At 70.2% G+C, this 23,252-nt stretch carries 20 protein-coding genes; 3 read left to right on the top strand and 17 right to left on the bottom strand.

Features of this window, described 5'->3' with window-relative positions:
* Positions 1 to 47: 47 nt before the first annotated feature.
* The 15 genes from ACZ5XS_RS33480 to pgsA form a co-directional block, all read right to left on the bottom strand.
* A complete protein-coding gene (locus tag ACZ5XS_RS33480; protein WP_468657719.1) occupies positions 48 to 2,621 on the bottom strand; it encodes a RelA/SpoT family protein in 2,574 nt (857 codons plus the stop codon).
* A 205-nt stretch (positions 2,622 to 2,826) separates the two neighbouring features.
* The gene (locus ACZ5XS_RS33475) at positions 2,827 to 3,366 is read right to left on the bottom strand and encodes an adenine phosphoribosyltransferase (RefSeq protein ID WP_468657717.1); all 540 of its coding nucleotides are present in this window, start codon (positions 3,364 to 3,366) and stop codon (positions 2,827 to 2,829) included.
* Positions 3,363 to 4,481 carry a protein translocase subunit SecF gene (gene secF / locus ACZ5XS_RS33470; protein WP_468657715.1) on the bottom strand — a complete coding sequence of 373 codons (1,119 nt, stop codon included), beginning with the start codon at positions 4,479 to 4,481 and terminating at the stop codon, positions 3,363 to 3,365. Before secF ends, ACZ5XS_RS33475 begins: the two co-directional genes overlap by 4 nt.
* A gap of 1 nt (position 4,482) precedes the next feature.
* Positions 4,483 to 6,252, bottom strand: coding sequence for a protein translocase subunit SecD (gene secD / locus ACZ5XS_RS33465; protein ID WP_468657713.1), 1,770 nt, complete (start codon positions 6,250 to 6,252; stop codon positions 4,483 to 4,485).
* Positions 6,253 to 6,383: 131 nt separating this feature from the next.
* Positions 6,384 to 6,896 carry a preprotein translocase subunit YajC gene (yajC, locus tag ACZ5XS_RS33460; RefSeq protein WP_468657711.1) on the bottom strand — a complete coding sequence of 171 codons (513 nt, stop codon included), beginning with the start codon at positions 6,894 to 6,896 and terminating at the stop codon, positions 6,384 to 6,386.
* 164 nt (positions 6,897 to 7,060) lie between these two features.
* Positions 7,061 to 8,131 (bottom strand): Holliday junction branch migration DNA helicase RuvB, encoded by a 1,071-nt coding sequence (ruvB, locus tag ACZ5XS_RS33455; RefSeq protein ID WP_217239637.1) that lies wholly within the window; start codon positions 8,129 to 8,131, stop codon positions 7,061 to 7,063.
* Positions 8,132 to 8,252: 121 nt separating this feature from the next.
* Positions 8,253 to 8,858, bottom strand: a complete 606-nt coding sequence (gene ruvA, locus ACZ5XS_RS33450) for a Holliday junction branch migration protein RuvA (RefSeq protein WP_468657709.1) — start codon at positions 8,856 to 8,858, stop codon at positions 8,253 to 8,255.
* Positions 8,855 to 9,385: a crossover junction endodeoxyribonuclease RuvC gene (gene ruvC / locus ACZ5XS_RS33445; RefSeq protein WP_468657707.1), complete on the bottom strand. Its 531-nt coding sequence runs from the start codon at positions 9,383 to 9,385 to the stop codon at positions 8,855 to 8,857. Before ruvC ends, ruvA begins: the two co-directional genes overlap by 4 nt.
* Positions 9,386 to 9,522: 137 nt before the next feature.
* Entirely contained in the window at positions 9,523 to 10,275 is a 753-nt protein-coding gene (locus ACZ5XS_RS33440) for a YebC/PmpR family DNA-binding transcriptional regulator (protein WP_057614183.1), read from the bottom strand.
* A 47-nt stretch (positions 10,276 to 10,322) separates the two neighbouring features.
* Complete coding sequence (gene pdxT, locus ACZ5XS_RS33435; RefSeq protein WP_468657704.1) at positions 10,323 to 10,931, bottom strand: pyridoxal 5'-phosphate synthase glutaminase subunit PdxT; 609 nt, start codon at positions 10,929 to 10,931, stop codon at positions 10,323 to 10,325.
* Between the two features lie 25 nt (positions 10,932 to 10,956).
* Positions 10,957 to 11,868, bottom strand: a complete 912-nt coding sequence (gene pdxS, locus ACZ5XS_RS33430) for a pyridoxal 5'-phosphate synthase lyase subunit PdxS (protein WP_217239641.1) — start codon at positions 11,866 to 11,868, stop codon at positions 10,957 to 10,959.
* Positions 11,869 to 12,015: 147 nt separating this feature from the next.
* The gene (locus tag ACZ5XS_RS33425; RefSeq protein ID WP_468657702.1) at positions 12,016 to 12,558 is read right to left on the bottom strand and encodes a hypothetical protein; all 543 of its coding nucleotides are present in this window, start codon (positions 12,556 to 12,558) and stop codon (positions 12,016 to 12,018) included.
* 182 nt (positions 12,559 to 12,740) lie between these two features.
* A complete protein-coding gene (locus tag ACZ5XS_RS33420) occupies positions 12,741 to 13,910 on the bottom strand; it encodes a glycosyltransferase family 4 protein (RefSeq protein WP_468657700.1) in 1,170 nt (389 codons plus the stop codon).
* Entirely contained in the window at positions 13,907 to 14,827 is a 921-nt protein-coding gene (locus ACZ5XS_RS33415) for a phosphatidylinositol mannoside acyltransferase (RefSeq protein ID WP_468657698.1), read from the bottom strand. The genes ACZ5XS_RS33420 and ACZ5XS_RS33415 overlap by 4 nt, the downstream gene beginning before the upstream one ends.
* Positions 14,824 to 15,552: a phosphatidylinositol phosphate synthase gene (pgsA, locus tag ACZ5XS_RS33410; RefSeq protein WP_468657804.1), complete on the bottom strand. Its 729-nt coding sequence runs from the start codon at positions 15,550 to 15,552 to the stop codon at positions 14,824 to 14,826. Before pgsA ends, ACZ5XS_RS33415 begins: the two co-directional genes overlap by 4 nt.
* A 247-nt stretch (positions 15,553 to 15,799) precedes the next feature.
* Here pgsA and ACZ5XS_RS33405 point away from each other — a divergent pair, with 247 nt between their 5' ends.
* On the top strand, positions 15,800 to 17,998 hold the full coding sequence (locus ACZ5XS_RS33405) for an elongation factor G-like protein EF-G2 (protein ID WP_468657696.1): 2,199 nt from the start codon (positions 15,800 to 15,802) through the stop codon (positions 17,996 to 17,998).
* 228 nt (positions 17,999 to 18,226) lie between these two features.
* Positions 18,227 to 19,888, top strand: coding sequence for a hypothetical protein (locus ACZ5XS_RS33400; RefSeq protein WP_468657695.1), 1,662 nt, complete (start codon positions 18,227 to 18,229; stop codon positions 19,886 to 19,888).
* Positions 19,889 to 19,933: 45 nt separating this feature from the next.
* Here the strand turns inward: ACZ5XS_RS33400 and ACZ5XS_RS33395 are convergent, their stop codons facing one another.
* Complete coding sequence (locus ACZ5XS_RS33395) at positions 19,934 to 20,494, bottom strand: HIT family protein (RefSeq protein ID WP_468657694.1); 561 nt, start codon at positions 20,492 to 20,494, stop codon at positions 19,934 to 19,936.
* Positions 20,495 to 20,578: 84 nt separating this feature from the next.
* On the opposite strand from ACZ5XS_RS33395, the gene ACZ5XS_RS33390 reads away from it, so the two are divergent.
* On the top strand, positions 20,579 to 21,235 hold the full coding sequence (locus tag ACZ5XS_RS33390) for a potassium channel family protein (protein ID WP_468657802.1): 657 nt from the start codon (positions 20,579 to 20,581) through the stop codon (positions 21,233 to 21,235).
* A 28-nt stretch (positions 21,236 to 21,263) separates the two neighbouring features.
* Here ACZ5XS_RS33390 and thrS read toward each other — a convergent pair whose 3' ends face one another.
* Positions 21,264 to 23,240 carry a threonine--tRNA ligase gene (thrS, locus tag ACZ5XS_RS33385; RefSeq protein ID WP_468657693.1) on the bottom strand — a complete coding sequence of 659 codons (1,977 nt, stop codon included), beginning with the start codon at positions 23,238 to 23,240 and terminating at the stop codon, positions 21,264 to 21,266.
* Positions 23,241 to 23,252: the final 12 nt, after the last annotated feature.

Here is a 23,252-nt window from a genome sequence, read left to right as displayed (position 1 = left end):
CGAACCGGCAGGGTTCGGGAGCCCCACTTCGTGCGTGGCGCCGGTGCCTACCTGCTGCGGGCCGACGTCACCCGGTACACGTCGTACACGCCCTCGACTCCCCTGACCGCCTTCAGGACGTGCCCCAGGTGCTTGGGGTCGCCCATCTCGAAGGTGAAGCGGGAGGTCGCGACGCGGTCCCGGGAGGTCTGGACCGCCGCGGACAGGATGTTGACGTGCTGGTCGGACAGCACCCGCGTGACGTCCGACAGGAGCCTGGAGCGGTCCAGCGCCTCGACCTGGATGGCGACCAGGAAGACCGACGACTGCGTGGGCGCCCACTCGACCTCGAGGATGCGCTCGGGCTCGCGGGACAGCGAGTCCACGTTCACGCAGTCGCTGCGGTGAACCGATACGCCACTACCGCGCGTGACGAATCCTATGATCGGGTCGCCGGGGACCGGCGTACAACAGCGGGCGAGTTTGACCCACACGTCGTCGACGCCCTTGACCACGACACCCGGGTCGGTGCTGGTGCGACGCTTGCGGCCGCGACCACGGGACGGCGGGACCGACTCGTCGATCTCCTCGGTGGCCGCCTCCTCGCCGCCGAGCGCCTGCACGAGCTTCTGCACGACGTTCTGCGCGGAGACGTGTCCCTCGCCGATCGCCGCGTACAGCGCGGAGATGTCCGGGTAACGCATCTCGTGGGCGAGCGTCACGAGCGAGTCGCCGGTCAGGATGCGCTGGATCGGCAGGTTCTGCTTGCGCATGGCGCGGACGATGGCGTCCTTGCCCTGCTCGATCGCCTCGTCGCGGCGCTCCTTGGAGAACCACGCCCGGATCTTGTTGCGGGCGCGCGGCGACTTCACGAAGTTCAGCCAGTCCCGGGACGGGCCGGCCCCGGCCGCCTTGGACGTGAAGACCTCCACCAGGTCGCCGTTGTCCAGGGTGGACTCCAGCGGGACGAGGCGGCCGTTGACGCGGGCTCCTATGGTGCGGTGGCCCACCTCGGTGTGCACCGCGTACGAGAAGTCCACGGGCGTGGCGCCGGCCGGCAGCGCTATCACGTCGCCCTTCGGCGTGAAGACGAAGACCTCGTTGCGCGAGAGGTCGAAGCGCAGGGACTCCAGGAACTCGCCGGGGTCCTCGGTCTCCTTCTGCCAGTCCAGGAGCTGGCGCAGCCACGCCATGTCGTTGAGGTGGTCGTCCTTGCCGGTGGTCCTCGGCTGGTCGGAGCGCACCTTGGAGGCGCCGGCGACGGCCTCCTGCTTGTACTTCCAGTGCGCGGCGATGCCGTACTCGGCGCGGCGATGCATGTCGAACGTTCGGATCTGGAGTTCGACCGGCTTGCCGTTGGGTCCGATGACCGTCGTGTGCAGCGACTGGTACATGTTGAACTTGGGCATCGCGATGTAGTCCTTGAACCGCCCCGGAACCGGGTTCCAGCGGGCGTGCACGGTGCCCAGCGCCGCGTAGCAGTCGCGGACGGTGTCCACCAGGACGCGGATGCCCACCAGGTCGTAGATCTCCGCGAAGTCACGGCCGCGGACGATCATCTTCTGGTAGACGCTGTAGTAGTGCTTCGGGCGGCCGGTGACGGTCGCCTTGATGCGGGCGGCGCGCAGGTCGGACTGGACCTCGTCGGTCACTATGGCGAGGTACTCGTCGCGCTTGGGGGCGCGCTCGGCGACGAGGCGGACGATCTCGTCGTACATCTTGGGGTAGAGGATCGCGAAGGCGAGGTCCTCCAGCTCCCACTTGATGGTGTTCATGCCCAGCCGGTGGGCGAGCGGCGCGTAGATCTCGAGGGTCTCGCGCGCCTTCTTCTCCTGCTTCTCGCGCTTGAGGTACCGCATGGTGCGCATGTTGTGCAGGCGGTCGGCGAGCTTGATGACCAGGACGCGCGGGTCCTTGGCCATCGCCACGACCATCTTGCGCACGGTCTCGGCCTGCGCGGCCTCGCCGAACTTGACCTTGTCCAGCTTGGTGACGCCGTCGACGAGGAGGGCGACGGAGTCGCCGAAGTCGCGGCGGAGCTGGTCGAGGCCGTACTCGGTGTCCTCGACGGTGTCGTGCAGGAGTCCGGCCATGAGGGTGGCGGGGTCCATGCCGAGCTCGGCGAGGATCGTGGTCACCGCGAGCGGGTGCGTGATGTACGGGTCGCCGCTCTTGCGCTTCTGGCCGCGGTGCCAGCGCTCGGCGACCTGGTAGGACTGCTCGATCTGGCGCAGCGTCGCCGTCTCGATCTTGGGGTCGTTGCTGCGGACTATCCGCAGCAGGGGCTCCAGGACCGGGTTGTACGGGTTGGAGCGCTGCACGCCGAGACGGGCGAGGCGGGCCCGTACGCGGTTGGAGGAGCCGGTGCGGGCGGGCTGGCCCGCGGTGGGGCGGGCCGTGGGCGAGTTCGTGGCCCGCTGGGGCGCCGGGGCACCCCCCGCTCGCGCGGCGTCGGGGGTGGGCGGCAGGGGCTTGGGACGCGTCTGCTCGGCCGACTTGTCGACGGGCGCCGACTGGGCGTGCTCGACCGGCCCGCGGGGGTCGTTCTTCGCCTGGGCCGCGTCGGTCGGCGCGGGCTTCGCTGCGGGCCCCGAGGCGGACTCGGGCTTTGCGGCGGTCAGGTGTTGGGCCTCGTCTGGCAAGAGGACTCCTCGTGCGCGATCCGGGTCCCCCGGTCAGGCTCCGGAGACCCCATGGTAGCGAGCCCGCGCCCAAGGATCGCCTTCAGCCCGATGTGAGGGCCGTCCACCGGTGAAACGCGAGAGGCGGGCACCGGACTTCTCCGGGCCCGCCTCTGCGGTGTCCTGCGGGTGGCACACGCCTTGCGCAGGGGTTTCGTGCGGGTGCTCAGACCTTGAGCAGCGCCTCCAGCGGGGCGCAGGCGAGGGCCGGCTCCAGGCGGGCACGGCCGCCCAGGAAGGTCAGCTCCATCAGAACGGCGAGGCCCGCGACCTCGGCGCCCGCCCGGCGGATGAGCTGGATCGACGCCTCGGCCGTGCCGCCGGTGGCGAGGACGTCGTCGACGACCAGCACGCGGTCGGCCGCGCTCAGGTCCTCGGCGTGCACCTCGATCTCGGCGGAGCCGTACTCCAGGTCGTACGCCTGGCTGAGCGTGGCTCCGGGGAGCTTGCCCGCCTTGCGCACGGGGATGAAGCCGAGGCCGGCACGGACGGCCACCGGGGCTCCGAGGATGAAGCCGCGGGCCTCCAGGCCGACGATCTTCGTGGCGCCGGCGTCCGCGGCGATCGCGGCGAGGGCGTCGGTGAGCGCGGTGAACGCCGCCGGGTCCGCCAGGAGCGGGGTGATGTCCTTGAACATCACGCCCGGCTCCGGGTAGTCCGCCACGTCACGGATCCGGCTGAGCAGCAGTTCCTCGATGCCGGTCATCGGCGCTTCCCGGAGGGCCGGCCGCGTCCGCGGTTGCGGGCCGCGGGCTGGCTGCGCGGGCCGACGACCGCGGGGGTGGCGTCCTCCGGCTCGTCGTCGTACTGGTCGTCGACGACCTCGTTCTCCGGCGTCTCGCCCTTGGCGGTGGCCTGCGCACGCTTGGCGAGTACCCGCTTCCTGAGGGCCTTCATCTGCGGCTCGCGCTCCTTGAGGTCGGCGACGAGCGGCGTGGCGATGAAGATCGAGGAGTACGCACCGGCCGCGAGGCCGACGAACAGCGACAGCGAGATGTCGTTCAGCATGCCGGCGCCGAGGACACCGCCACCGATGAACAGCAGGGCGGCCACCGGCAGCAGCGCGACCACCGTGGTGTTGACGGAGCGGACCAGGGTGCTGTTGATCGAGCGGTTGGCGATGTCGCTGTACGTCCAGCGGGTCTGTTTGGTGATGTCCTTGGTCTGCTCCTTGAGGCTGTCGAAGACGACGACCGTGTCGTACAGCGAGTAACCGAGAATGGTCAGCAGACCGATCACCGTGCCCGGCGTGACCTCGAAGCCGACGAGGGCGTAGATGCCGACCGTGATGGTGATGTCGTGGATCAGCGCGATGAACGCGGCGAGCGCCATGCGCCACTCGAAGGCGATCGCCAGATAGATCACGACGAGGACCAGGAAGATCCCGAGGCCCTGCCAGGCCTTGTTGGCGACCTGGTCACCCCAGCTGGGGCCGACCAGGTCGGCGTTGATCTGCTCGCTGTCGACCTTCAGGTCCTTGGCGAGCTCCTGCTTGATCTGCCCGGACGTGTCGGTGTCGATGCCCGCGAGCTGGATGCGCAGGCTGCCGTCGCCGAGCTTCTGGACGATCGCGTCGTGCCCGGAGGCCTCCTCCGCGTACGTCTCCGCCTGCGACACCGAGACGCTCGTGTTCTTCGGGGTGGTGAAGACGGCACCGCCCTCGAACTCGATGCCCATGTTCAGGCCGCGCACCGCCAGGCCGACGATGGCCGTGATGGTGATCAGGATCGAGAGGCCGTACCAGATCTTGCGGTTGCCGACGAAGTCGTAGCCGACCTCGCCACGGTGCAGTCGGGCGCCGAGGTTGCCGAGCTTCGACATCTCACGCCTCCTTCGGGTCGACAGGGCCGGCGGCAGGCTGGGCGGGACGGCGGGTGCGGCGCAGCGGGGGCTTGGCGCCCAGCCGCTTGGGGTCGAGGCCGGACCAGCTGTGACCGCTCGAGAAGAACGTGCTGCGCGAAACGAGCGTCAGCAGCGGCTTGGTGAACAGGAAGACCACCACCACGTCGAGGAGGGTGGTCAGACCCAGCGTGAACGCGAAGCCCTGGACCTTGCCGACGGTGACGATGAAGAGCACCGCCGCGGCGAGGAACGACACGAAGTCGGAGACCAGGATGGTGCGCCGGGCTCGCGGCCAGGCCCGCTCGACGGCGGGGCGCAGCGAGCGGCCCTCGCGGATCTCGTCCCGGACCCGTTCGAAGTACACGATGAACGAGTCCGCCGTGATGCCGATCGCGACGATCGCACCGCACACGGCCGGGAGGTTCAGCGCGAAGCCGATGCCCGGGCCGAGCAGCGCCATGATCACGTAGGTGAGGGCCGCGGAGACCAGCAGCGAGGCGACGGCGATGAGCGCCAGGCCGCGGTAGTACGCCACCAGGTAGATGACGACCAGGGCGAGACCGATCGCGCCCGCGATCAGACCGGCTTTCAGCTGCTCGCCACCGAGCGCGGCGGTCACCGTGGTGACGCTGTCCTCCTTGAAGGTCAGCGGCAGGGCGCCGTACGACAGCATGTTGGCCAGGCTCTCGGCCGACTCCTGGTTGAAGTTTCCGGAGATCTCCGCGTTGCCACCGGTCAGCGCCTGGCTGACGGACGGGTCGGAGACCACGTCGCCGTCGAGGACGATGGCGAACTGGTTCTGCGGGGGCTGGTTCTGGGCCAGCTTGCCGGTGATGTCGCCGAACTTCTTGGCGCCGCCGGACGTGAACTGCATGGTGACGGTCCAGCCGGCGCCCGTCGTCGTGTTGAGGACGGCCTTTGCCTCGTCCACGTCGGTGCCGTCGACCTCGGCCGGGCCCAGGACGTACTTCTGCCACTGGCCCTGCGAGTTCTGGCCGCAGGCCACGGTGGAGTCACCGGGCTTGGCGCCTTCGCCGGCCTTGGCTCGGGCCGTCGCCTTCGTGCAGTCGAGGGCGGCGTACTGGGCCTCGAGCTGACCGGCCGCCGCACTCGCGTCGCCACTGCTCGCGGACGGGGAGGGGCTGGCGCTCGCGGAGGCCGAGGCGCTCGTCGACGGCGTCGGGTCGGCCTTCAGGGCGTCGGTGACCGCGCGGCCCTGCGAGGTGGGGGTCGCCGACGGGGTGGTGGAGCCGGAGGGAGAAGACGACGAGGTCGCCTTGTCCGTGGCCTTGTCGCCGCTGCTGGAGGCACTCGGCGACGGGCTGGCCGGCGCTTCCGCGCCCGAGACCTCGGTGGTGAGGACCGGCCGGAAGTACAGCTTGGCGGTGGTGCCGACCTGCTTCTGGGCCTCCTCGGAGTTCGTACCCTTGGGGATGTTGACGATGATGTTCTTGTCGCCCTGGGTCTGAACCTCGGCCTCCGAGACGCCAAGACCGTTGACACGGCGGTTCATGATCTCGACCGCTGTGTCCATGTTGGTCTTGTTGATCGCGGATTCCTGGCCGACCTCCGGGACCGCCCGGAGCGTGATGCTCGTACCACCGGCAAGGTCGATGCCGAGACGCGGAGTGGTGTGCCCGGAGAGGAACATTCCTCCGGTGAGCGCCACGATGGCGATCAGGATGAGGACCAGCGAGCGCCCCGGCCTGCTCTGGGCGCTCGCGCTCCGGCCCTTCTTAGGTGCTGCCACCTTCTCGTACTCCCTCTCGGGCCGCCTCGCGCCGGATCTGCGGGCGGACGGCCATGACTGGTGTCGGGATCCCGTGCGAGCTGTGCACGTCCCAGGGCACGCGGAGCCGGCCCGCGGCGCCCGGGGTGCGGCTACTTCGCCTCGGAGTCGCCGTCGGTCTTCTTCGGCTCCTCGTCCGTCTTCGCCTCGGCGGCCTCGGTGTCGGCCGGGGCCTCGGCGGTCTCCTCGGCCGTGTCCTTCTTGCCGAGGTCGACGGGCTTGTCGTCGGAAGCGGCGGCAGCGTCGGCGGCGGGCTCGTCGGTCTCGGTGAGGGAGGAGGCGTCGTCCGGGACGACGTCGGAGTCGGACTTCAGGTCGTGCTCGACGCCGTGGACGATGCGGTTGTACTCGTCGTCCGACAGGACGGCACCGATCGCGTTCTTCGCGAAGAGGAGGTCGACGCCCGGACCGGCATCGACGAGGACCGTGTCCTCGTTGACTTCCTTGACCGTCGCGTACATCCCCCCGATGGTGCGGATGCCACTGCCGGGCTGCATTTCGTTCCGCATGTTCGCGGCCGCCTGCTGCTTCTTCTTGGCGGAGCGGGTCATCAGGAACATGGCCCCGATGAGCACGATGAACGGGAGGAGGGTCACGAGACTCACGGGTCGGTACTTCCTTCACGTGACCGCGATGGTGAGCGGCCTGATGGTTGGGGGTATGTACACCGCCGACAAAGGCGGCATCGGCGGAGTCTAAGCGAGTCCGCGCGCAGGGAACAACGCTCAGCATGGCACCAGGGTTCCTGACCCGGCCACCACGCTCCCCGTCACGCCCCGAACAGGTCCTGTTGTCCGTTTCCTGTGGCCGTGGAGCGGGGCGGGGTGAGGCCGAGATGCGCCCACGCGGCGGGCGTGCCCACCCGTCCGCGCGGGGTGCGGGCGAGCAGCCCCTCCCGGACGAGGAAGGGTTCGGCGACCTCCTCCACGGTCTCACGTTCCTCCCCCACGGCGACGGCGAGCGTGGACAGGCCGACCGGGCCGCCGCCGAACAGCTTGAGCAGCGCCACCAGAACCGCGCGGTCCAGACGGTCCAGGCCGCGGGCGTCGACCTCGTAGACGGCGAGTGCCGCCTGGGCGATGTCACGGGTGATCAGGCCGTCGGCCTTGACCTGGGCGTAGTCGCGCACACGGCGCAGCAGACGGTTGGCGATACGGGGCGTGCCGCGGGAGCGGCCGGCGATCTCGGCGGCACCGTCGGCGTCGATCTCCACATCGAGCAGGTTCGCCGAGCGGTGGATGACGCGCTCCAGTTCGGCGGGCTCGTAGAACTCCATGTGCCCGGTGAAGCCGAAGCGGTCGCGCAGCGGGGGCGGCAGCAGACCCGCGCGCGTCGTGGCGCCGACCAGGGTGAAGGGGGGCAGTTCGAGCGGGATGGCGGTGGCGCCGGGGCCCTTGCCGACGATGACGTCGACGCGGAAGTCCTCCATCGCCATGTAGAGCATCTCCTCGGCCGGCCGGGACATGCGGTGGATCTCGTCGAGGAAGAGGACCTCGCCCTCCTGGAGGGAGGAGAGGATCGCGGCCAGGTCGCCGGCATGCTGGATGGCGGGGCCGCTGGTGATGCGGATGGGGGCGTTCATCTCGGCCGCGATGATCATCGACAGCGTGGTCTTGCCGAGGCCGGGGGCGCCGGAGAGCAGCACGTGGTCGGCGGTGGCGCCCCGCGCGCGTGCGGCGCGCAGGACGAGGTCGAGCTGTTCGCGGACCTTTTCCTGGCCGATGAACTCGCCGAGGTCCTTGGGGCGCAGGGCGGCCTCGACGGCCTGGTCCTCGCCATCGGCTGACGCGCCGACGAGCCGCTCGGCGGCGGGGGTGTCGGTCGTGTCGTCCCAGTTCACTGCAGTTCTCCTCGCGGTGGCGCGCCGGTCGGTCGGTCGGCCGTGGGTCCCGGGGCCGTCTCCCGAAGGACACGGCATCGAGTGTGCCTCGCGGTCTCGTGACGGCGCGGCGGTTCGGCGTTCAGCGGGCTCGGTTCAGGCTCTGCAGAGCCGCCTTCAGCAGCTGGCCGACCTGGGGCGTGCCCTCGGCCGCCTCCGCCTGCGGGGCCACCGCGGACACGGCCTCGTCGGCCTCCCGGGTCGCGTAGCCGAGGCCGATCAGGGCGGCGTGCAGCTGGTCGCGCCAGCCGGTGCTGATCGCGGTGCCCACCGCGGGCGCGCCGATCGGCTCGCCGAGACGGTCCTTCAGCTCCAGGAGCAGCTTCTGGGCGCCCTTCTTCCCGATGCCGGGGACGGCGATCAGCGTCTTCTCGTCGCCGGTGGAGACGGCCCGGCGCAGGGCGTCCGGCGAGTGCACGGCGAGCATCGCCTGGGCGAGGCGCGGTCCGACGCCACTGGCGGTCTGGAGCAGTTCGAAGGTCTGCCGCTCGTCGTCGTCCGCGAAGCCGTACAGGGTCAGTGAGTCCTCGCGGACCACCAGGGAGGTGGCCAGCTTGGCCTGCCGGCCCATGCGCAGCCCGGAGAGGGTGTTCGGTGTGCACTGGACGGCGATGCCGATCCCGCCCACCTCGACCACCGCGGAGTCGGGGGCGAGGGCGGCGACCGGACCGCTGACGTAGGCGATCATGCCGTACGGCCTTTCGATGCGTGCAGGGCGACGGCCTGCTGGAGTCGGTTCTGGGCGGGGGCGCGCCAGATGTGGCAGATGGCGAGCGCGAGGGCGTCGGCGGCGTCGGCCGGCTTCGGCGGTGCGCCGAGCCGCAGCAGGCGGGTGACCATGGCACCGACCTGGGCCTTGTCGGCGCGGCCGCTGCCGGTGACGGCGGCCTTGACCTCGCTCGGGGTGTGCAGGGCGACGGGGATGCCGCGGCGGGCGGCGCACAGCATGGCGACGGCACTGGCCTGGGCGGTGCCCATCACGGTCCGGACGTTGTGCTGGCTGAACACCCGCTCCACGGCGACGCATTCGGGCCGGTGCTCGTCCAGCCACTGCTCGATGCCCTGCTCGATCACGACGAGGCGCTGCCCCAACTCGGCGTCCGCCGACGTCCGTACGACACCGACGCCGAGCATGGTGAGCGGCCGGCCCGCGACGCCCTCGACGACACCGACACCGCACCGCGTGAGTCCGGGGTCCACCCCGAGTACGCGCACCCGTGCCTCCCTTCGATCACCTGTTTGTGCAGGCTATCGGGTGCCACCGACAACGGCCGCCAGCAACGCCCGGCAGAGCGACGGGCCGACGGGGCGTGTCCCGTCGGCCCGTTGAGACCATTCCGCTCGCGGCAGCGTTACGCGTCGACCTTCTCCATGACCTCGTCGCTGACGTCGAAGTTGGCGAAGACGTTCTGCACGTCGTCGCTGTCCTCGAGCGCGTCGATCAGCTTGAAGATCTTCTTCGCGCCCTCTTCGTCGAGCTCGACCTGCATGGTGGGGACGAAGTTGGCGTCGGCGGAGTCGTAGTCGATGCCGGCGTCCTGGAGGGCGGTGCGCACCGCGACCAGGTCGGTGGCCTCGCTGATGACCTCGAAGGACTCACCGAGGTCGTTGACCTCCTCGGCGCCCGCGTCCAGGACGGCACCGAGCACGTCGTCCTCGCCCAGCTCGCCCTTGGGGACGATGACGACGCCCTTGCGGTTGAAGAGGTACGACACCGAGCCCGGGTCGGCCATGGAGCCGCCGTTGCGGGTCATGGCGACGCGGACGTCGGAGGCGGCGCGGTTGCGGTTGTCGGTGAGGCACTCGATGAGCACCGCGACACCGTTCGGACCGTAGCCCTCGTACATGATCGTCTCGTAGTCGGCGCCACCCGCCTCGAGACCGCCGCCGCGCTTGACCGCGGAGTCGATGTTCTTGTTCGGGACCGACGACTTCTTCGCCTTCTGGATGGCGTCGTAGAGAGTCGGGTTGCCCTCGATGTCGACGCCGCCCATCCGGGCCGCGACCTCGATGTTCTTGATCAGCTTCGCGAAGAGCTTGCCGCGTTTGGCGTCGATCACGGCCTTCTTGTGCTTCGTCGTAGCCCATTTAGAGTGGCCGGACATCTGCCTGTCTCCTTCGCGTAACCCAACTCCGTACGAACGCAGAGATCCTACAAGGACTCCGCCGTCCGGTTCGCGCGCACCATGTCGACGAACAGGGCGTGCACACGGTGGTCGCCGGTCAGTTCCGGGTGGAACGACGTGGCGAGCGCGTTGCCCTGGCGGACCGCGACGATGTGGCCGTCGTGCTCGGCGAGCACCTCGGTCTCGGCGCCGACGGACTCGACCCAGGGGGCGCGGATGAACACGCCCTCCACAGGATCGCCCGCGATGCCCTGCACGTCGAGCGAGGCCTCGAAGGACTCGTTCTGGCGCCCGAAGGCGTTGCGGCGCACGATCATGTCGATGCCGCCGATCGTCTCCTGGCCCGAGCGCGGGTCGAGGATCTTGTCGGCGAGCATGATCATGCCCGCGCAGGTGCCGTAGACGGGCATGCCGGCCCGCACGCGCGCGCGGAGCGACTCCATCACGCCGAACAGGACGGCCAGCTTGGAGATGGTGGTGGACTCGCCGCCGGGGATGACCAGGCCGTCCACCTCGGCGAGCTCTTCGGGGCGCCGCACCGGCCTGGCCACGGCGTCGGCCGCGGCCAGGGCGATGAGGTGCTCCCGTACGTCGCCCTGGAGTGCCAGGACGCCTATGACAGGTGTGTCAGACATGTACGTGCAGTCCTCAGGGGGTGTCTTACCAGCCGCGGTTGGCGTAGCGCTCGGCCTCGGGGAGGGTGTCGCAGTTGATGCCGACCATGGCCTCGCCCAGGTTGCGGGACGCGTCCGCGATGATCTTCGGGTCGTCGTAGAAGGTGGTCGCCTTCACGATGGCGGCGGCGCGCTTGGCCGGGTCGCCGGACTTGAAGATGCCCGAGCCGACGAAGACGCCCTCGGCGCCGAGCTGGCGCATCAGCGCGGCGTCGGCGGGGGTGGCGACGCCACCGGCGGAGAACAGCACGACCGGGAGCTTGCCGAGCTCGGCGACCTCCTTGACGAGCTCGTACGGGGCACGCAGGTCCTTGGCGGCGGCGTACAGCTCGTTGTTGTCGTAGCCGCGCAGACGGGCGATCTCGTTCTTGATCTGGCGCAGGTGACGGACCGCCTCGACGACGTTGCCGGTGCCGGCCTCGCCCTTGGAGCGGATCATCGCGGCGCCCTCGGCAATGCGGCGCAGGGCCTCGCCCAGGTTGGTGGCACCGCAGACGAAGGGGGTCGTGAACGCCCACTTGTCGGAGTGGTTGACCTCGTCGGCCGGGGTGAGGACCTCGGACTCGTCGATGTAGTCGACACCGAGGGACTGCAGGACCTGGGCCTCGACGAAGTGACCGATGCGGGACTTGGCCATGACCGGGATCGACACGGCCTCGATGATCTCTTCGATCATGGTGGGGTCGGACATCCGGGCCACGCCGCCGTCCTTGCGGATGTCGGCGGGCACGCGCTCCAGAGCCATGACGGCGACGGCGCCCGCGTCCTCGGCGATCTTCGCCTGCTCGGCGTTGACGACGTCCATGATCACGCCGCCCTTGAGCTGCTCCGCCATGCCGCGCTTCACGCGCGCGGTGCCGGTCTCGGGGGTCTGGTTGTCGGGGAACGTGCTGGACACGGGTGACCTCGCTGAAGTGAAAGAGGGATCTGCAGCACCGAGGAAACGGGACTGGACCAGTCCACAGCAAGGGCCAATGGGGAGACGGTGGATCGTTTTCCGGCCAGGGGCCGGTGAGAGTGGCTCGGGCCGGTCCGCAGTGCAGCCCTAGGTCGGGCGATCCGCCAGGGCCGAGGGCGGCTCGTCGTCCATCTCGAAGGCCAACGGGAACGGCGCGTGCCCCGCCAGCCGGAACCAGCGCACCTTGCGGTGCCGGCGCAGGGCCCGGGCCGCCCGCACGGAGTCGTTGTGGAAGCGCCGGGCCATCGGAACCCTGCGCACCGCCTCGGTCAGTTCCCGGGTGGCCTGCTCTCCCCCGGGGGCCTCCCGTACCGCCTCCACCTGCTGCGTCTCGGCGAACACGGCCCGCAGCGCCTGGCTCAGGTCGCTCTCGGCGACCTCCCGCTGCTCCTCCTCGGCCTGCCGCGCGGCGTGCGCTGCCTCGTACAGGACGATCGAGGCGGCCGGGTCGAGCACCCCGGAGGTGGCCAGTTCCTGGGCCACCGAGGCGCGGCGCAGCAGTTGGGCGTCGAGACCGGCGCGGGTGGCGTCGATGCGGGCGTGCAGCCGGTCCAGTCGCCCGGCCGTCCAGCTCAGGTAGAGGCCGATCGCGACCAGCGCGACGAGGATCCAGATCAGGGTTGCGGTCACGGGCGGCAAGGCTACCGGTGCGCTCCGCCGGGGTTGGCCGGGTGTCGTGCGGGGCGTCGGTGGGGGCGTTCCGGGGGCTGCCGCCCCCAGGCCCCCGCTTCGGCCTGAACGGCCTCGTCCTCAAACGCCGGACGGGCTGAGATTGCCCGGACCGGCGCCGGCACACACTCCCCGATGACTGGTCAGTCCCGCGCCAGCCCCAGCCGCGCCCGCAGCCCCGTCGCCCGCTCGTCCTCCGCCGCCGCGACCGCCGCCGCGCCGGACGTCACCGTCTCGTACACGGACAGGATGTCCGCGCCGACCGTCGACCAGTCGAACCGCCGTACGTGCGCGCTGCCGCGCTCGCGCAGCTCGGTCAGCCGTACCGGGTCCCCGAGCAGCCGTACGGCGGCCTCGGCGAGCGCGTCCGCGTCCTCGTTGGCGAACAGTTCGCCCGCCGCGCCCTGGTCGAGCACCTGGGTGAAGGCGTCCAGGTTCGAGGCCAGCACCGGGGCCCCCGCCGACATCGCCTCGACCAGGATGATGCCGAAGCTCTCACCGCCGGTGTTGGGGGCGACGTACAGGTCGACACTGCGCAGGAAACGGGCCTTGTCCGTGTCGCTGACCATGCCGAGGAACTCGACGCGCGGGCGCAGTTCGGCGGGCAGCGACTCGACGGCCTCCTTCTCGTCGCCGCGCCCGGCGACCAGCAGCCGGGTCTGCGGGCGCTCGGCGAGGATCTTCGGCAGTGCCTTCATCAGCACCGGCAGACCCTTGCGGGGCTCGTCGATGCGACCGACGAAGCCGATCGTGTCCCCCTGCCATTCGGGCTTGGGTTCGGCCCGGGCGAAGAAGCCGACGTCGACGCCGTTCGGGATCACCACGGCGTCGCCGCCGAGGTGTTCGACGAGCGTGCGGCGGGCGTACTCGCTCACGGCGATCCGCGCGCTGATCTTCTCCAGGGCGGCCTGCAGGATCGAATACGCGGCGATCATGGCGCGGGAGCGCGGGTTGGAGGTGTGGAAGGTGGCGACGATGGGGCCCTGCGCGGCCCAGCACGCCAGCAGGCCGAGGGACGGTGAGGCCGGCTCGTGGATGTGGATGACGTCGAACTCGCCGTCGTGCAGCCAGCGCCGCACCCGGGCCGCCGACAGGAAGCCGAAGTTCAGGCGGGCCACCGAGCCGTTGTACGGCACCGGCACCGCGCGGCCGGCCGAGACGACGTACGGCGGCAGCGGGGTGTCGTCGTCGGCCGGGGCGAGGACGGACACCTGGTGGCCGAGGCGGATGAAGTACTCGGCGAGATCGCGGATGTGGAACTGGACGCCACCCGGTACATCCCAGGAGTACGGGCAGACGATGCCGATCCTCACGCGGTCCCCCCGGCGGGAGAACGCGCGGGATCAAGGTCCTTGAGCCACAAGCGCTGCAGCATGTGCCAGTCCTCCGGGTGGTCGGCGATCCCTGTGGCGAAGGCATCGGCCAGCGCCTGTGCCATGACAGACGTCTTCTCGGCCCGCGTACCTGTCCCGGGGGCCTCGATCGGGGGATGCACCCGGCCCCGCATCACCGGCGAGTCGTCGTACCAGAGCGTCACCGGCAACAGCCTCGCTCCGGTCTGCTGTGCGAGCAGCGCCGGGCCGGCCGGGATCCGGGTGGCCTCGCCGAAGAACTCGACCTCGACGCCGGAGGAGGAAAGGTCACGTTCGGCGACCAGGCAGACCACGCCGCCGTCGCGCAGCCGCCGGGCCAGCGTGCCGAAGGCGGTGCCGCCGCTGTGCGGCAGGACCTCCATGCCGAGGCCCTCCCGGTAGGCGACGAACCGGTCGTACAGCGTCTCCGGCTTGAGGCGCTCGGCGACCGTGGTGAAGGGGATGCCCAGCTTGGTGGTGAGCCAGGCGCCGGCGAGGTCCCAGTTGGCCATGTGCGGCAGCGCGAGGACGACGCCCTTGCCGGCCGCCATGCCGTCGGTGAGGTGGTGCAGGTCCTTGGCCTCGAAGCTGCTCCTGACGCGCTCCGCGTTCCAGGCGGGGAGCCGGAAGGACTCCATCCAGTAGCGCAGATACGAGCGCATGCCCGCTCGCGAGAGCTCGGCGAGGCGCTCGGGGGTGGCGTCGGGCACCACGCGCGCGTAGTTGCTCTCCAGCCGCTGGACGCCCTTGCCGCGCCGTTTCCAGGCGAGGTCGGCGATACTCCGGCCCAGACGCACGGCGACCGGCTCGGGGAGCTTCTTGACCACGCCCCAGCCGAGGCCGTACAACGCGTCGGCGAACCGCTCCTGCGCGCTCACTTCGCCGCCTCACTCCCGTGCGTCTCCTGCTGGGCGGCGGCCTCTGCCTCGGCAGACTCCCGGCGGACCGTGACGACCCGCTGGATCAGCGTGACCAGGCTGCCGACGGCCACGATCCACAGGGCGATCGGCAGCAGGTACTGGATACCGGGTACCCCGAACTTGTGCAGACCCGCGAGCCCTGCCAGGACGAGGGCGATCACCAGGCGCTCGGCACGCTCGACGAGTCCGTTCACGGCGACCGGCAGGCCGATCGACTCGCCCCGGGCCTTGGTGTACGACACCACCTGGCCGCTTGCCAGGCAGAAGATCGAGACCGCGCACAGCACGTTGTCGTCGCCGTGACCGGCGTACCAGAGGGCGAAGCCGCCGAAGATCGCGCCGTCGGCGACCCGGTCCAGCGTGGAGTCGAGGAAGGCGCCCCAGCGGCTGGAGCGGCCGAGCTGGCGGGCCATGTTTCCGTCGACGAGGTCGGAGAACACGAACAGTGTGATCACGACCGTGCCCCAGAAGAACTCGCCCATGGGGTAGAAGACCAGCGCCCCCGCGACGACACCGGCGGTGCCGATGAGCGTGACCGCGTCGGGGCTGACGCCCCTGCGGATGAGAAACGCGGCGAACGGTGTGAGGACACGCGTGAAGAATGCACGCGCGTACTTGTTCAGCATGGCCTTCCCGAGGGTCGGTGTGGCCGAGCGGCCCCTGCTGGCCACCGGCTGGCCCATCGTAGCCACGCGCGCGCGTGGCCGACGGCCGGGCACCACGTCCCGTGATCCCCCGTACGGCCCGCGGCCGACGGTGGGCCGCCGGATCGCGTCCGTCGTATGGACGCACCGTGACGGGAGTGGAAAGCTCGAAGAACATCGCGGGCGTCACCGGAGCCGCCACCGCTGGGGGTCCCCGGACGGAGTCCGGGGCAGGGTCCGCATGTCCGCGCCCACAGTGACCTCACCGTGCACGGGAGGCAAGGCCATGGGTGACAAGGCGAACGCACACCCCGGAGCCGCCGGCAGGGCAACAGCGGCCGACCAACCCGCGTCCGTACGGAATGTGGTGCTGGTCGGCCACTCCGGATCGGGCAAGACGACATTGGTGGAAGCTCTCGCACTCACGACGGGAGCGGTCAACCGGGCGGGCCGCGTGGAGGACGGCGGCACCGTCTCCGACTACGACGAGATCGAGCACCGGCAGCAGCGCTCGGTGCAGCTCTCCCTGGTACCCGTCGAATGGGACGGTTACAAGATCAATCTTCTCGACACCCCCGGATACGCCGACTTCGTCGGAGAACTCAGGGCCGGTCTGCGAGCGGCGGACGCGGCCCTCTTCGTCGTCTCGGCCTCCGACGGGGTGGACGGCTCGACGCGCATGGTGTGGGAGGAGTGCGCGGCCGTCGGCATGCCGCGGGCGATCGTCGTCACGCACCTGGAGTCCGCCCGGGCGAACTTCGAGGACATGACACGGATCTGCGCCGAGACCTTCGGCGGCGACGACCCCGACGCCGTACTGCCCCTGTACCTGCCGCTGCACGGCCCGCAGGCCCCGGACGGGCACGCGCCCGTGACCGGGCTGATCGGGCTGCTGTCGCAGAAACTGTTCGACTACTCGTCCGGGGAGCGCAAGGAGTCCGAGCCGGGCGAGGACCAGCTGCCACTGATCGAGGAGGCCCGCAACCGGCTGATCGAGGGGATCATCTCGGAGAGCGAGGACGAGACCCTCATGGACCGCTACCTCGCCGGCGAGGTGATCGACGTCGCGACGCTGATCGAGGACCTGGAGCGGGCCGTGGCACGCGGGGTCTTCTTCCCGGTCCTGGCGGCCGCTCCGGCGGCCGGGGGCGCTCGGCAGGGGCTCGGCACGGTCGAACTCCTCGACCTGGTCACACGCGGGTTTCCGACGCCGCTGGAGCGCGAGGCACCGAGGGTCACCACCGTCGACGGCAAGCCGCGCGAGCTGAAGCTGTGCGACCCGGACGGGCCACTGGTCGCGGAGGTGGTGAAGACGTCGTCCGACCCGTACGTGGGCCGGGTCTCGCTCGTGCGGGTCTTCTCCGGGACCCTGCACCCGGACGAGACCGTGCACGTCTCCGGGCACGGGCTCGCCGGCCGCGGGCACGAGGACCACGACGTCGACGAGCGGATCGGCGCGCTGTCCGCACCGTTCGGCAAGCAGCAGCGGGTGCTCACCCACTGCATCGCCGGCGATCTCGCGTGCGTGGCGAAGCTCGGCCGCGCCGAAACCGGGGACACCCTCTCGGCCAAGAACGACCCGCTGCTCATGGAACCGTGGGAGATGCCCGACCCACTGCTGCCGCTCGCCATCCAGGCGCACAGCAAGGCCGACGAGGACAAGCTCTCCCAGGGGTTGTCCCGGCTGGTCGCCGAGGACCCGACCATGCGGCTGGAACAGAACCAGGACACCCACCAGGTGGTGCTGTGGTGCCTGGGTGAGGCACACGCCGACGTCGCGCTGGAACGGCTGCGCAACCGGTACGGCGTCCAGGTCGACGTCGTCCCGCACAAGGTCTCCCTGCGGGAGACGTTCGCGGTCAGGTCGGCGGGCCGCGGCCGTCATGTGAAGCAGTCCGGCGGCCACGGTCAGTACGCCATCTGCGAGATCGAGGTGGAGCCGCTGCCCGGCGGCTCGGGCATCGAGTTCGTGGACAAGGTCGTCGGCGGGGCGGTGCCGCGCCAGTTCATCCCGTCCGTCGAGAAGGGCGTAAGGGCCCAGGCCGCCAAGGGAGTTGCCGCCGGTCATCCGCTCCTCGACATCCGGGTCACGCTGCTGGACGGCAAGGCGCACTCCGTCGACTCCTCCGACGCCGCGTTCCAGACGGCCGGCGCGCTGGCGCTGCGGGAGGCGGCGGCCGACGCGAAGATCCATCTGCTGGAGCCGGTGGCCGAGGTGACCGTCCTGGTCGGCGACGACTACGTGGGAGCCGTGATGAGCGACCTGTCCGGCCGGCGTGGCCGGGTGCTCGGCACGGAACAGATAAGCGGCGGGCGGACCTTGGTGCGGGCGGAGGTCCCCGAGATCGAGATCGGCCGGTACGCCGTCGACCTGCGCTCCCTGTCCCACGGCACGGCACGCTTCAGCCGCTCCTACGCACGGCACGAGCCGATGCCGCCGCAGGTCGCGGAAAGGCTCCGCGAAAAGGTGGGCAGCAGCTCGTAGTTGGCGTCGAGCCCGCCACAAGTGACCTTCACGCAACGCTCCCCTCCGCGTCGGCGGGCGGCTTCGGCCGTCCGCCGACCGGATGTTGTGCCTCAGCCGACCGGTTGTCGTACGTCCGCAGACGGATGTCCGTGCCTGCGGATACGCTGATCACCTGATCAACAGGTGTGCGAAGCAAGGAAGTCGGGAAGGCCGCATGAGCAGGAGTCGCGGCGATCGGGGGCGGGAATGACCGTTGACAGCGGTTACGCGGACATCTTCGGTCCGCAGGTGCCGCGCACGGGCGACGAGGGGCAGACGGCGACGTTCGCGCTGGCCTCGGCGGCCTATCGGGACAATCCCGTGGGGGACATCCTCGCGGCCAACAGCGAGTGGCATCAGTCGACCGTCTCGGACGGCCGCAGGTGGGCGCGGATCTTCCGGCCCAACCTGGGCGAGGCCTTCTCCGGGGCCGTGATCGCCCGCATGCTGGGGGCCGGCCGCAAGCCGCTCATCCAGTCCTTCGGTGCCGAGCCACAGGCCGTGGTCGAGCACTGTCTCGCGGCGAACAACATCCGCAGGGACCGCGACAGCCTGCTGACCATCGTCATGGTGCTGTGCGGTGTGCTGTTCCTGCCCGGGCTCCTCATCTGGCTGCTGGTCTTCCAGATCCGTACCACCGTGGCGAGGACCGAGAACAAGCAGGCCGGCGCGCTCGCCACCGCCCTGCTCGTCGGAGTGGGCGCGCTCGCCGTGATCTTCCTGGTGCGCACGCCGTTCGACGGATTCTGGGCGTGGTACGCACGCGCGGCGATCGTGATGCCGGTGGTCGGCTGGTTCTGGGCCAAGCAGATCTGCGAGCGGACGGCCAGGGACCTGCGGGAGCGCTGGAACAGCCTGCTCTCCGGCAGCAGCGTCGGGGCGAAGGTGCCCGAGGCGGTGCCGAGCAGCCCGCGCGAGACCGCTGCCGAGCAACTGCGCCAGTCCCTCGCCCAGCTGAGCGCCGAGCAGCAGTCCAACTCCGTGTTCTACGCCGGGCCCAAGGGCATACTCGGCATGGGCACCCGCTGGGGCAGCTGGCAGCTCGCCGAGGACCTGGTCTCACGCCATCCGGACCGGGAGATCCACCCCTTCCGCAGCTGGGACGTCATACGGTCCATCCACGACAAACTGCGCATGCTGGAGCGGAACACGCTGAACACCGGCGGCTTCCCGAAAGCGTCCGTACGGCACTGGGTCGTCACCCCGGTCGGGGAGAACGCGAAGGCGGTCTCCCGGCCCGAGGGCACGGACGTGAGCGCGTACCAGGTCAAGCCGCACGCCATACAGGACATCTGCAACAAGCAGCAGTTCGGCGCGGGCGACCGGCACTACCTGGGTGTGCAGTGGACGCTGTGGGACGGGCAGCTCGTCATCACCATGATGATCACCGTGACCGTGCTGCACGAGACGCTGCGCATCGAGGTGACCGGCCACGCGCTGGGCCCGGTGCACTCGCTGTTCACCACGAAGCCGGAGGCCAAGGAGAAGGAAGTCGCCAAGCAGGTCAAGTTCTGGGAGACCCGGAAGGTGAAGCTCCCGCTGGTCGACGCGGACGAGGTGGTACGCCTCGCCGCCCGGGCGCCCCTGACCAGGTATCCGCCGCTGCTGAACTGGCTCGGCGGCGCGCTGACCCTCCCCGAGCCCTTCGGGCTGCGGCACGCCTGGGCGGACAAGCCGTGGCGGCACCGCTTCATGGCCGACGACGCGCTGCGCGCGGCCACCCCGGTGCTGCGGGTGGTGCACGCCGCGGCGATCCGGGTCCTGGAGGAGAACGGCGTGGACACGGAGAAGTTCGGCAACCGGTCGGCGTTCCTCAGCACGGCGGTGCAGGATCCGACACCGCGGAAGGCCGACGTGTACGACGCGTAGGCGTGGTGGGGGCCGTGCTCACGGCCCCCGCCCCCGCCCGGGAGGTCAGGTTGTGGGCCAGGCCTCCGCCAGCATCTTCCGCGTGTCCGCGAGCAGCTGCGGCAGCACCCTCGTGTGTCCGACCACGGGCATGAAGTTCGTGTCGCCGCCCCAGCGCGGGACGATGTGCTGGTGCAGGTGGGCCGCGATGCCGGCGCCGGCCACCGAGCCCTGGTTCATGCCGATGTTGAAGCCCTGTGCTCCGGACGCGGTGCGCAGAGCCGTCATGGCCTGCTTGGTCAGCGCGCCCAGCTCGGCCGTCTCCGCGTCCGTGAGGTCCGTGTAGTCGGCGACGTGGCGGTAGGGCACGACCATCAGGTGGCCGCCGTTGTACGGGTACAGGTTCAGCACCGCGTAGACCTGCCCACCGCGCCTGACGATCAGCCCGTCCTCGTCGGATTTGGCCGGGATCGAGCAGAAGGGGCAGCCGTCTTCGGCGCCCGGGCCGGTCGGCTTGTTCTCACCCTGGATGTAGGCCATCCGATGGGGCGTCCACAGACGCTGGAACGCGTCCTGGGTCCCCACGCCCCACTGCTGCTCCGGCTCACTCGTCATGCAGTGCAGCATATGACTTCGCCCGTTCGCGCCGTGTCGGCGGGTTGTGGGAAAAGCGTCCGGGGCCAAGCTGGGCCGGTGAACGATGCGCATGCGCTGGACGACGACACTCCCTCGGCCCGCTGGGAGCGGCGCACGGAGGTCCCGCTCGCCGTGGCCTCGCTGGTCTTCCTCACCTCGTACGCGATCCGCGTGCTCGTCGACGACCTTCCCGAGGGCCTGCTCGGCCTGTGCCTCGCGCTGACCGTGGCCGCCTGGGCACTGTTCGCCGTCGACTACGCGGTGCGCTGGCGGCTGAGCGGTCAGCGGCTGCGCTTCGTACGGACGCACTGGCTGGCCACCGTCGTGCTGGTCCTGCCGCTGCTGCGGCCGCTGCGGGTCGTCCAGGTGTACGAGGCCGTGCAGCGGCGGCACGGTAAGCCCCGGCTGGCGCTGCACGCGCGCGTGATCGCCTACGCCGGGCTGTCGACCGTCCTCCTCGGCTTCACCGGTGCCCTCGCCGTCTACCAGCAGGAGCACGGAGCACCGGACGCGAGCATCCTGACCTTCGGGGACGCCGTGTGGTGGACCTGCGCCACCCTCGCCACCGTCGGGTACGGCGACGTCGTCCCCGTCACGCCGGTCGGACGCCTGATCGCGGTCGGGATGATGGGCATCGGGATGGCCCTGCTCGGCGCCGTGACCGGGACCTTCGCCTCGTGGCTGCTCCAGGTCTTCTCCAGCGAGGACGACGAGAGGCCCCCGGCGGGATGAACGCGCCGGGGGCCTCGTCTGCGACGGATCAGATCTGCGCCCGCTCCTCGACGACCTTCCCGATCTTCGCGATGGCCTCGTCGAACGGGATGCCGTTCTCCTGCGAGCCGTCGCGGTAGCGGAAGGACACCGAGCCGGCCGACATGTCCTCGTCGCCCGCGATGACCATGAAGGGCACCTTCTGCTTCTGGGCGTTGCGGATCTTCTTCTGCATGCGGTCGGAGGAGGAGTCGACCTCGACCCGCAGCCCCTTCTTCTTGGCCGCCGCGGCGAACTTCTCCAGGTACTCGACATGCGCGTCGCCGATCGGGATGCCGACCGCCTGGACCGGGGCCAGCCACGCCGGGAAGGCGCCCGCGTAGTGCTCCAGGAGCACCGCGAAGAACCGCTCGATGGAGCCGAAGAGCGCACGGTGGATCATGACCGGGCGCTGCTTGGAGCCGTCGGGGGACGTGTACTCCAGCTCGAACCGCTCCGGCAGGTTGAAGTCGAGCTGAATGGTCGACATCTGCCAGGTGCGGCCGATGGCGTCCTTGGTCTGGACGGAGATCTTCGGGCCGTAGAAGGCGGCGCCGCCCGGGTCGGGGACCAGGGGCAGGCCCTGCTTCTCGGCGACCTGGCGCAGCGTCTCCGTTGCCTCGTCCCAGGCCTCGTCGGAGCCGACGAACTTCTCCGGGTCCTTGGTCGACAGCTCCAGGTAGAAGTCGGTCAGGCCGTAGTCCCGCAGCAGGCCGAGGACGAAGGTGAGCGTCTTGTCGAGCTCCTCGGACATCTGCTCGCGCGTGCAGTAGATGTGCGCGTCGTCCTGGGTGAAGCCGCGGGCACGGGTCAGGCCGTGCACGACGCCCGACTTCTCGTACCGGTACACGGTCCCGAACTCGAAGAGGCGCAGCGGCAGTTCACGGTAGGAGCGGCCGCGCGCGTCGAAGATCAGGTTGTGCATCGGGCAGTTCATGGGCTTCAGGTAGTAGTCCACGCCCTCGTCGAGCTGCATGGGCGGGTACATGCCGTCGGCGTACCAGTCCAGGTGGCCCGAGGTCTCGAAGAGCTTCCCCTTCGTCGCGTGCGGGGTGTAGACGAACTCGTAGCCCTCCTCCTCGTGACGGCGGCGCGAGTAGTCCTCCATGACCCGGCGGATGATGCCGCCCTTGGGGTGGAAGACGGCGAGGCCGGAGCCGATCTGCTCGGGGATCGAGAACAGGTCGAGCTCGGAGCCCAGCTTGCGGTGGTCGCGCTTCTCCGCCTCGGCGAGGAAGTCGAGGTGGGCCTTCAGCTCGTCCTTGGTGGGCCAGGCGGTGCCGTAGATGCGCTGGAGCATCGGGTTCTTCTCGCTGCCGCGCCAGTAGGCGGCCGCGTTGCGCATCAGCTTGAACGCCGGGATGTTCCGGGTGGTGGGCAGGTGGGGACCGCGGCACAGGTCCTTCCAGCACAGGTCACCGGTCTTGGCGTCCAGGTTGTCGTAGATCGTCAGCTCGCCCGCGCCGACCTCGACGTCCGCGCCGTCGTCCGTGGAGGCGGAGCCCTTGATGCCGATCAGTTCCAGCTTGTACGGCTCGGACGCCAGCTCCTCGCGGGCCGCCTCGTCGGTGACCACACGGCGGGAGAACTTCTGTCCGCGCTTCTGGATCTCCTGCATCTTCTTCTCGACGGCCTTGAGATCCTCGGGCGTGAACGGCTTCTCGACGTCGAAGTCGTAGTAGAAGCCGTCCTTGACCGGCGGGCCGATGCCCAGCTTGGCCTCGGGGAAGAGCTCCTGCACGGCCTGCGCCATCACGTGCGCGGTGGAGTGGCGCAGGATGTTCAGGCCGTCCTCGGAGGAGATCTGGACGCCCTCGACCTCCTCGCCCTCGGACAGGACGTACGACAGGTCCTTCAGCTCGCCGCCCACGCGCGCGGCGATGATCGAACGCTCGCCGGCGAAGAGCTCGGCGGCCGTGGTGCCCGTCGTCACCACGCGCTCTTCCCGCTCGGAATCGCGATGGATGATCACACGGACGTCTGACACCGGTCTCTCCTG

The organism is Streptomyces sp. NPDC033131, assembly GCF_055578365.1.
Note: the sequence above shows the minus strand (reverse complement) of the source record. Positions and strands in the feature narration are given on the sequence as shown.

Coding starts and splice junctions, on each gene's coding strand:
- ACZ5XS_RS33475 (WP_468657717.1), bottom strand. CDS start 3,366: ATGACCGGCATCGAGGAACTGCTGCTCAGCCGGATCCGTGACGTGGCG.
- secF (WP_468657715.1), bottom strand. CDS start 4,481: ATGTCGAAGCTCGGCAACCTCGGCGCCCGACTGCACCGTGGCGAGGTC.
- ruvA (WP_468657709.1), bottom strand. CDS start 8,858: ATGATCGCCTACGTCAGCGGTCCGGTCGCCGCCCTCGCCCCCGACTCC.
- ACZ5XS_RS33440 (WP_057614183.1), bottom strand. CDS start 10,275: ATGTCCGGCCACTCTAAATGGGCTACGACGAAGCACAAGAAGGCCGTG.
- pdxT (WP_468657704.1), bottom strand. CDS start 10,931: ATGTCTGACACACCTGTCATAGGCGTCCTGGCACTCCAGGGCGACGTA.
- pgsA (WP_468657804.1), bottom strand. CDS start 15,552: ATGGGCCAGCCGGTGGCCAGCAGGGGCCGCTCGGCCACACCGACCCTC.
- ACZ5XS_RS33405 (WP_468657696.1), top strand. CDS start 15,800: ATGGGTGACAAGGCGAACGCACACCCCGGAGCCGCCGGCAGGGCAACA.
- ACZ5XS_RS33400 (WP_468657695.1), top strand. CDS start 18,227: ATGACCGTTGACAGCGGTTACGCGGACATCTTCGGTCCGCAGGTGCCG.
- ACZ5XS_RS33395 (WP_468657694.1), bottom strand. CDS start 20,494: ATGCTGCACTGCATGACGAGTGAGCCGGAGCAGCAGTGGGGCGTGGGG.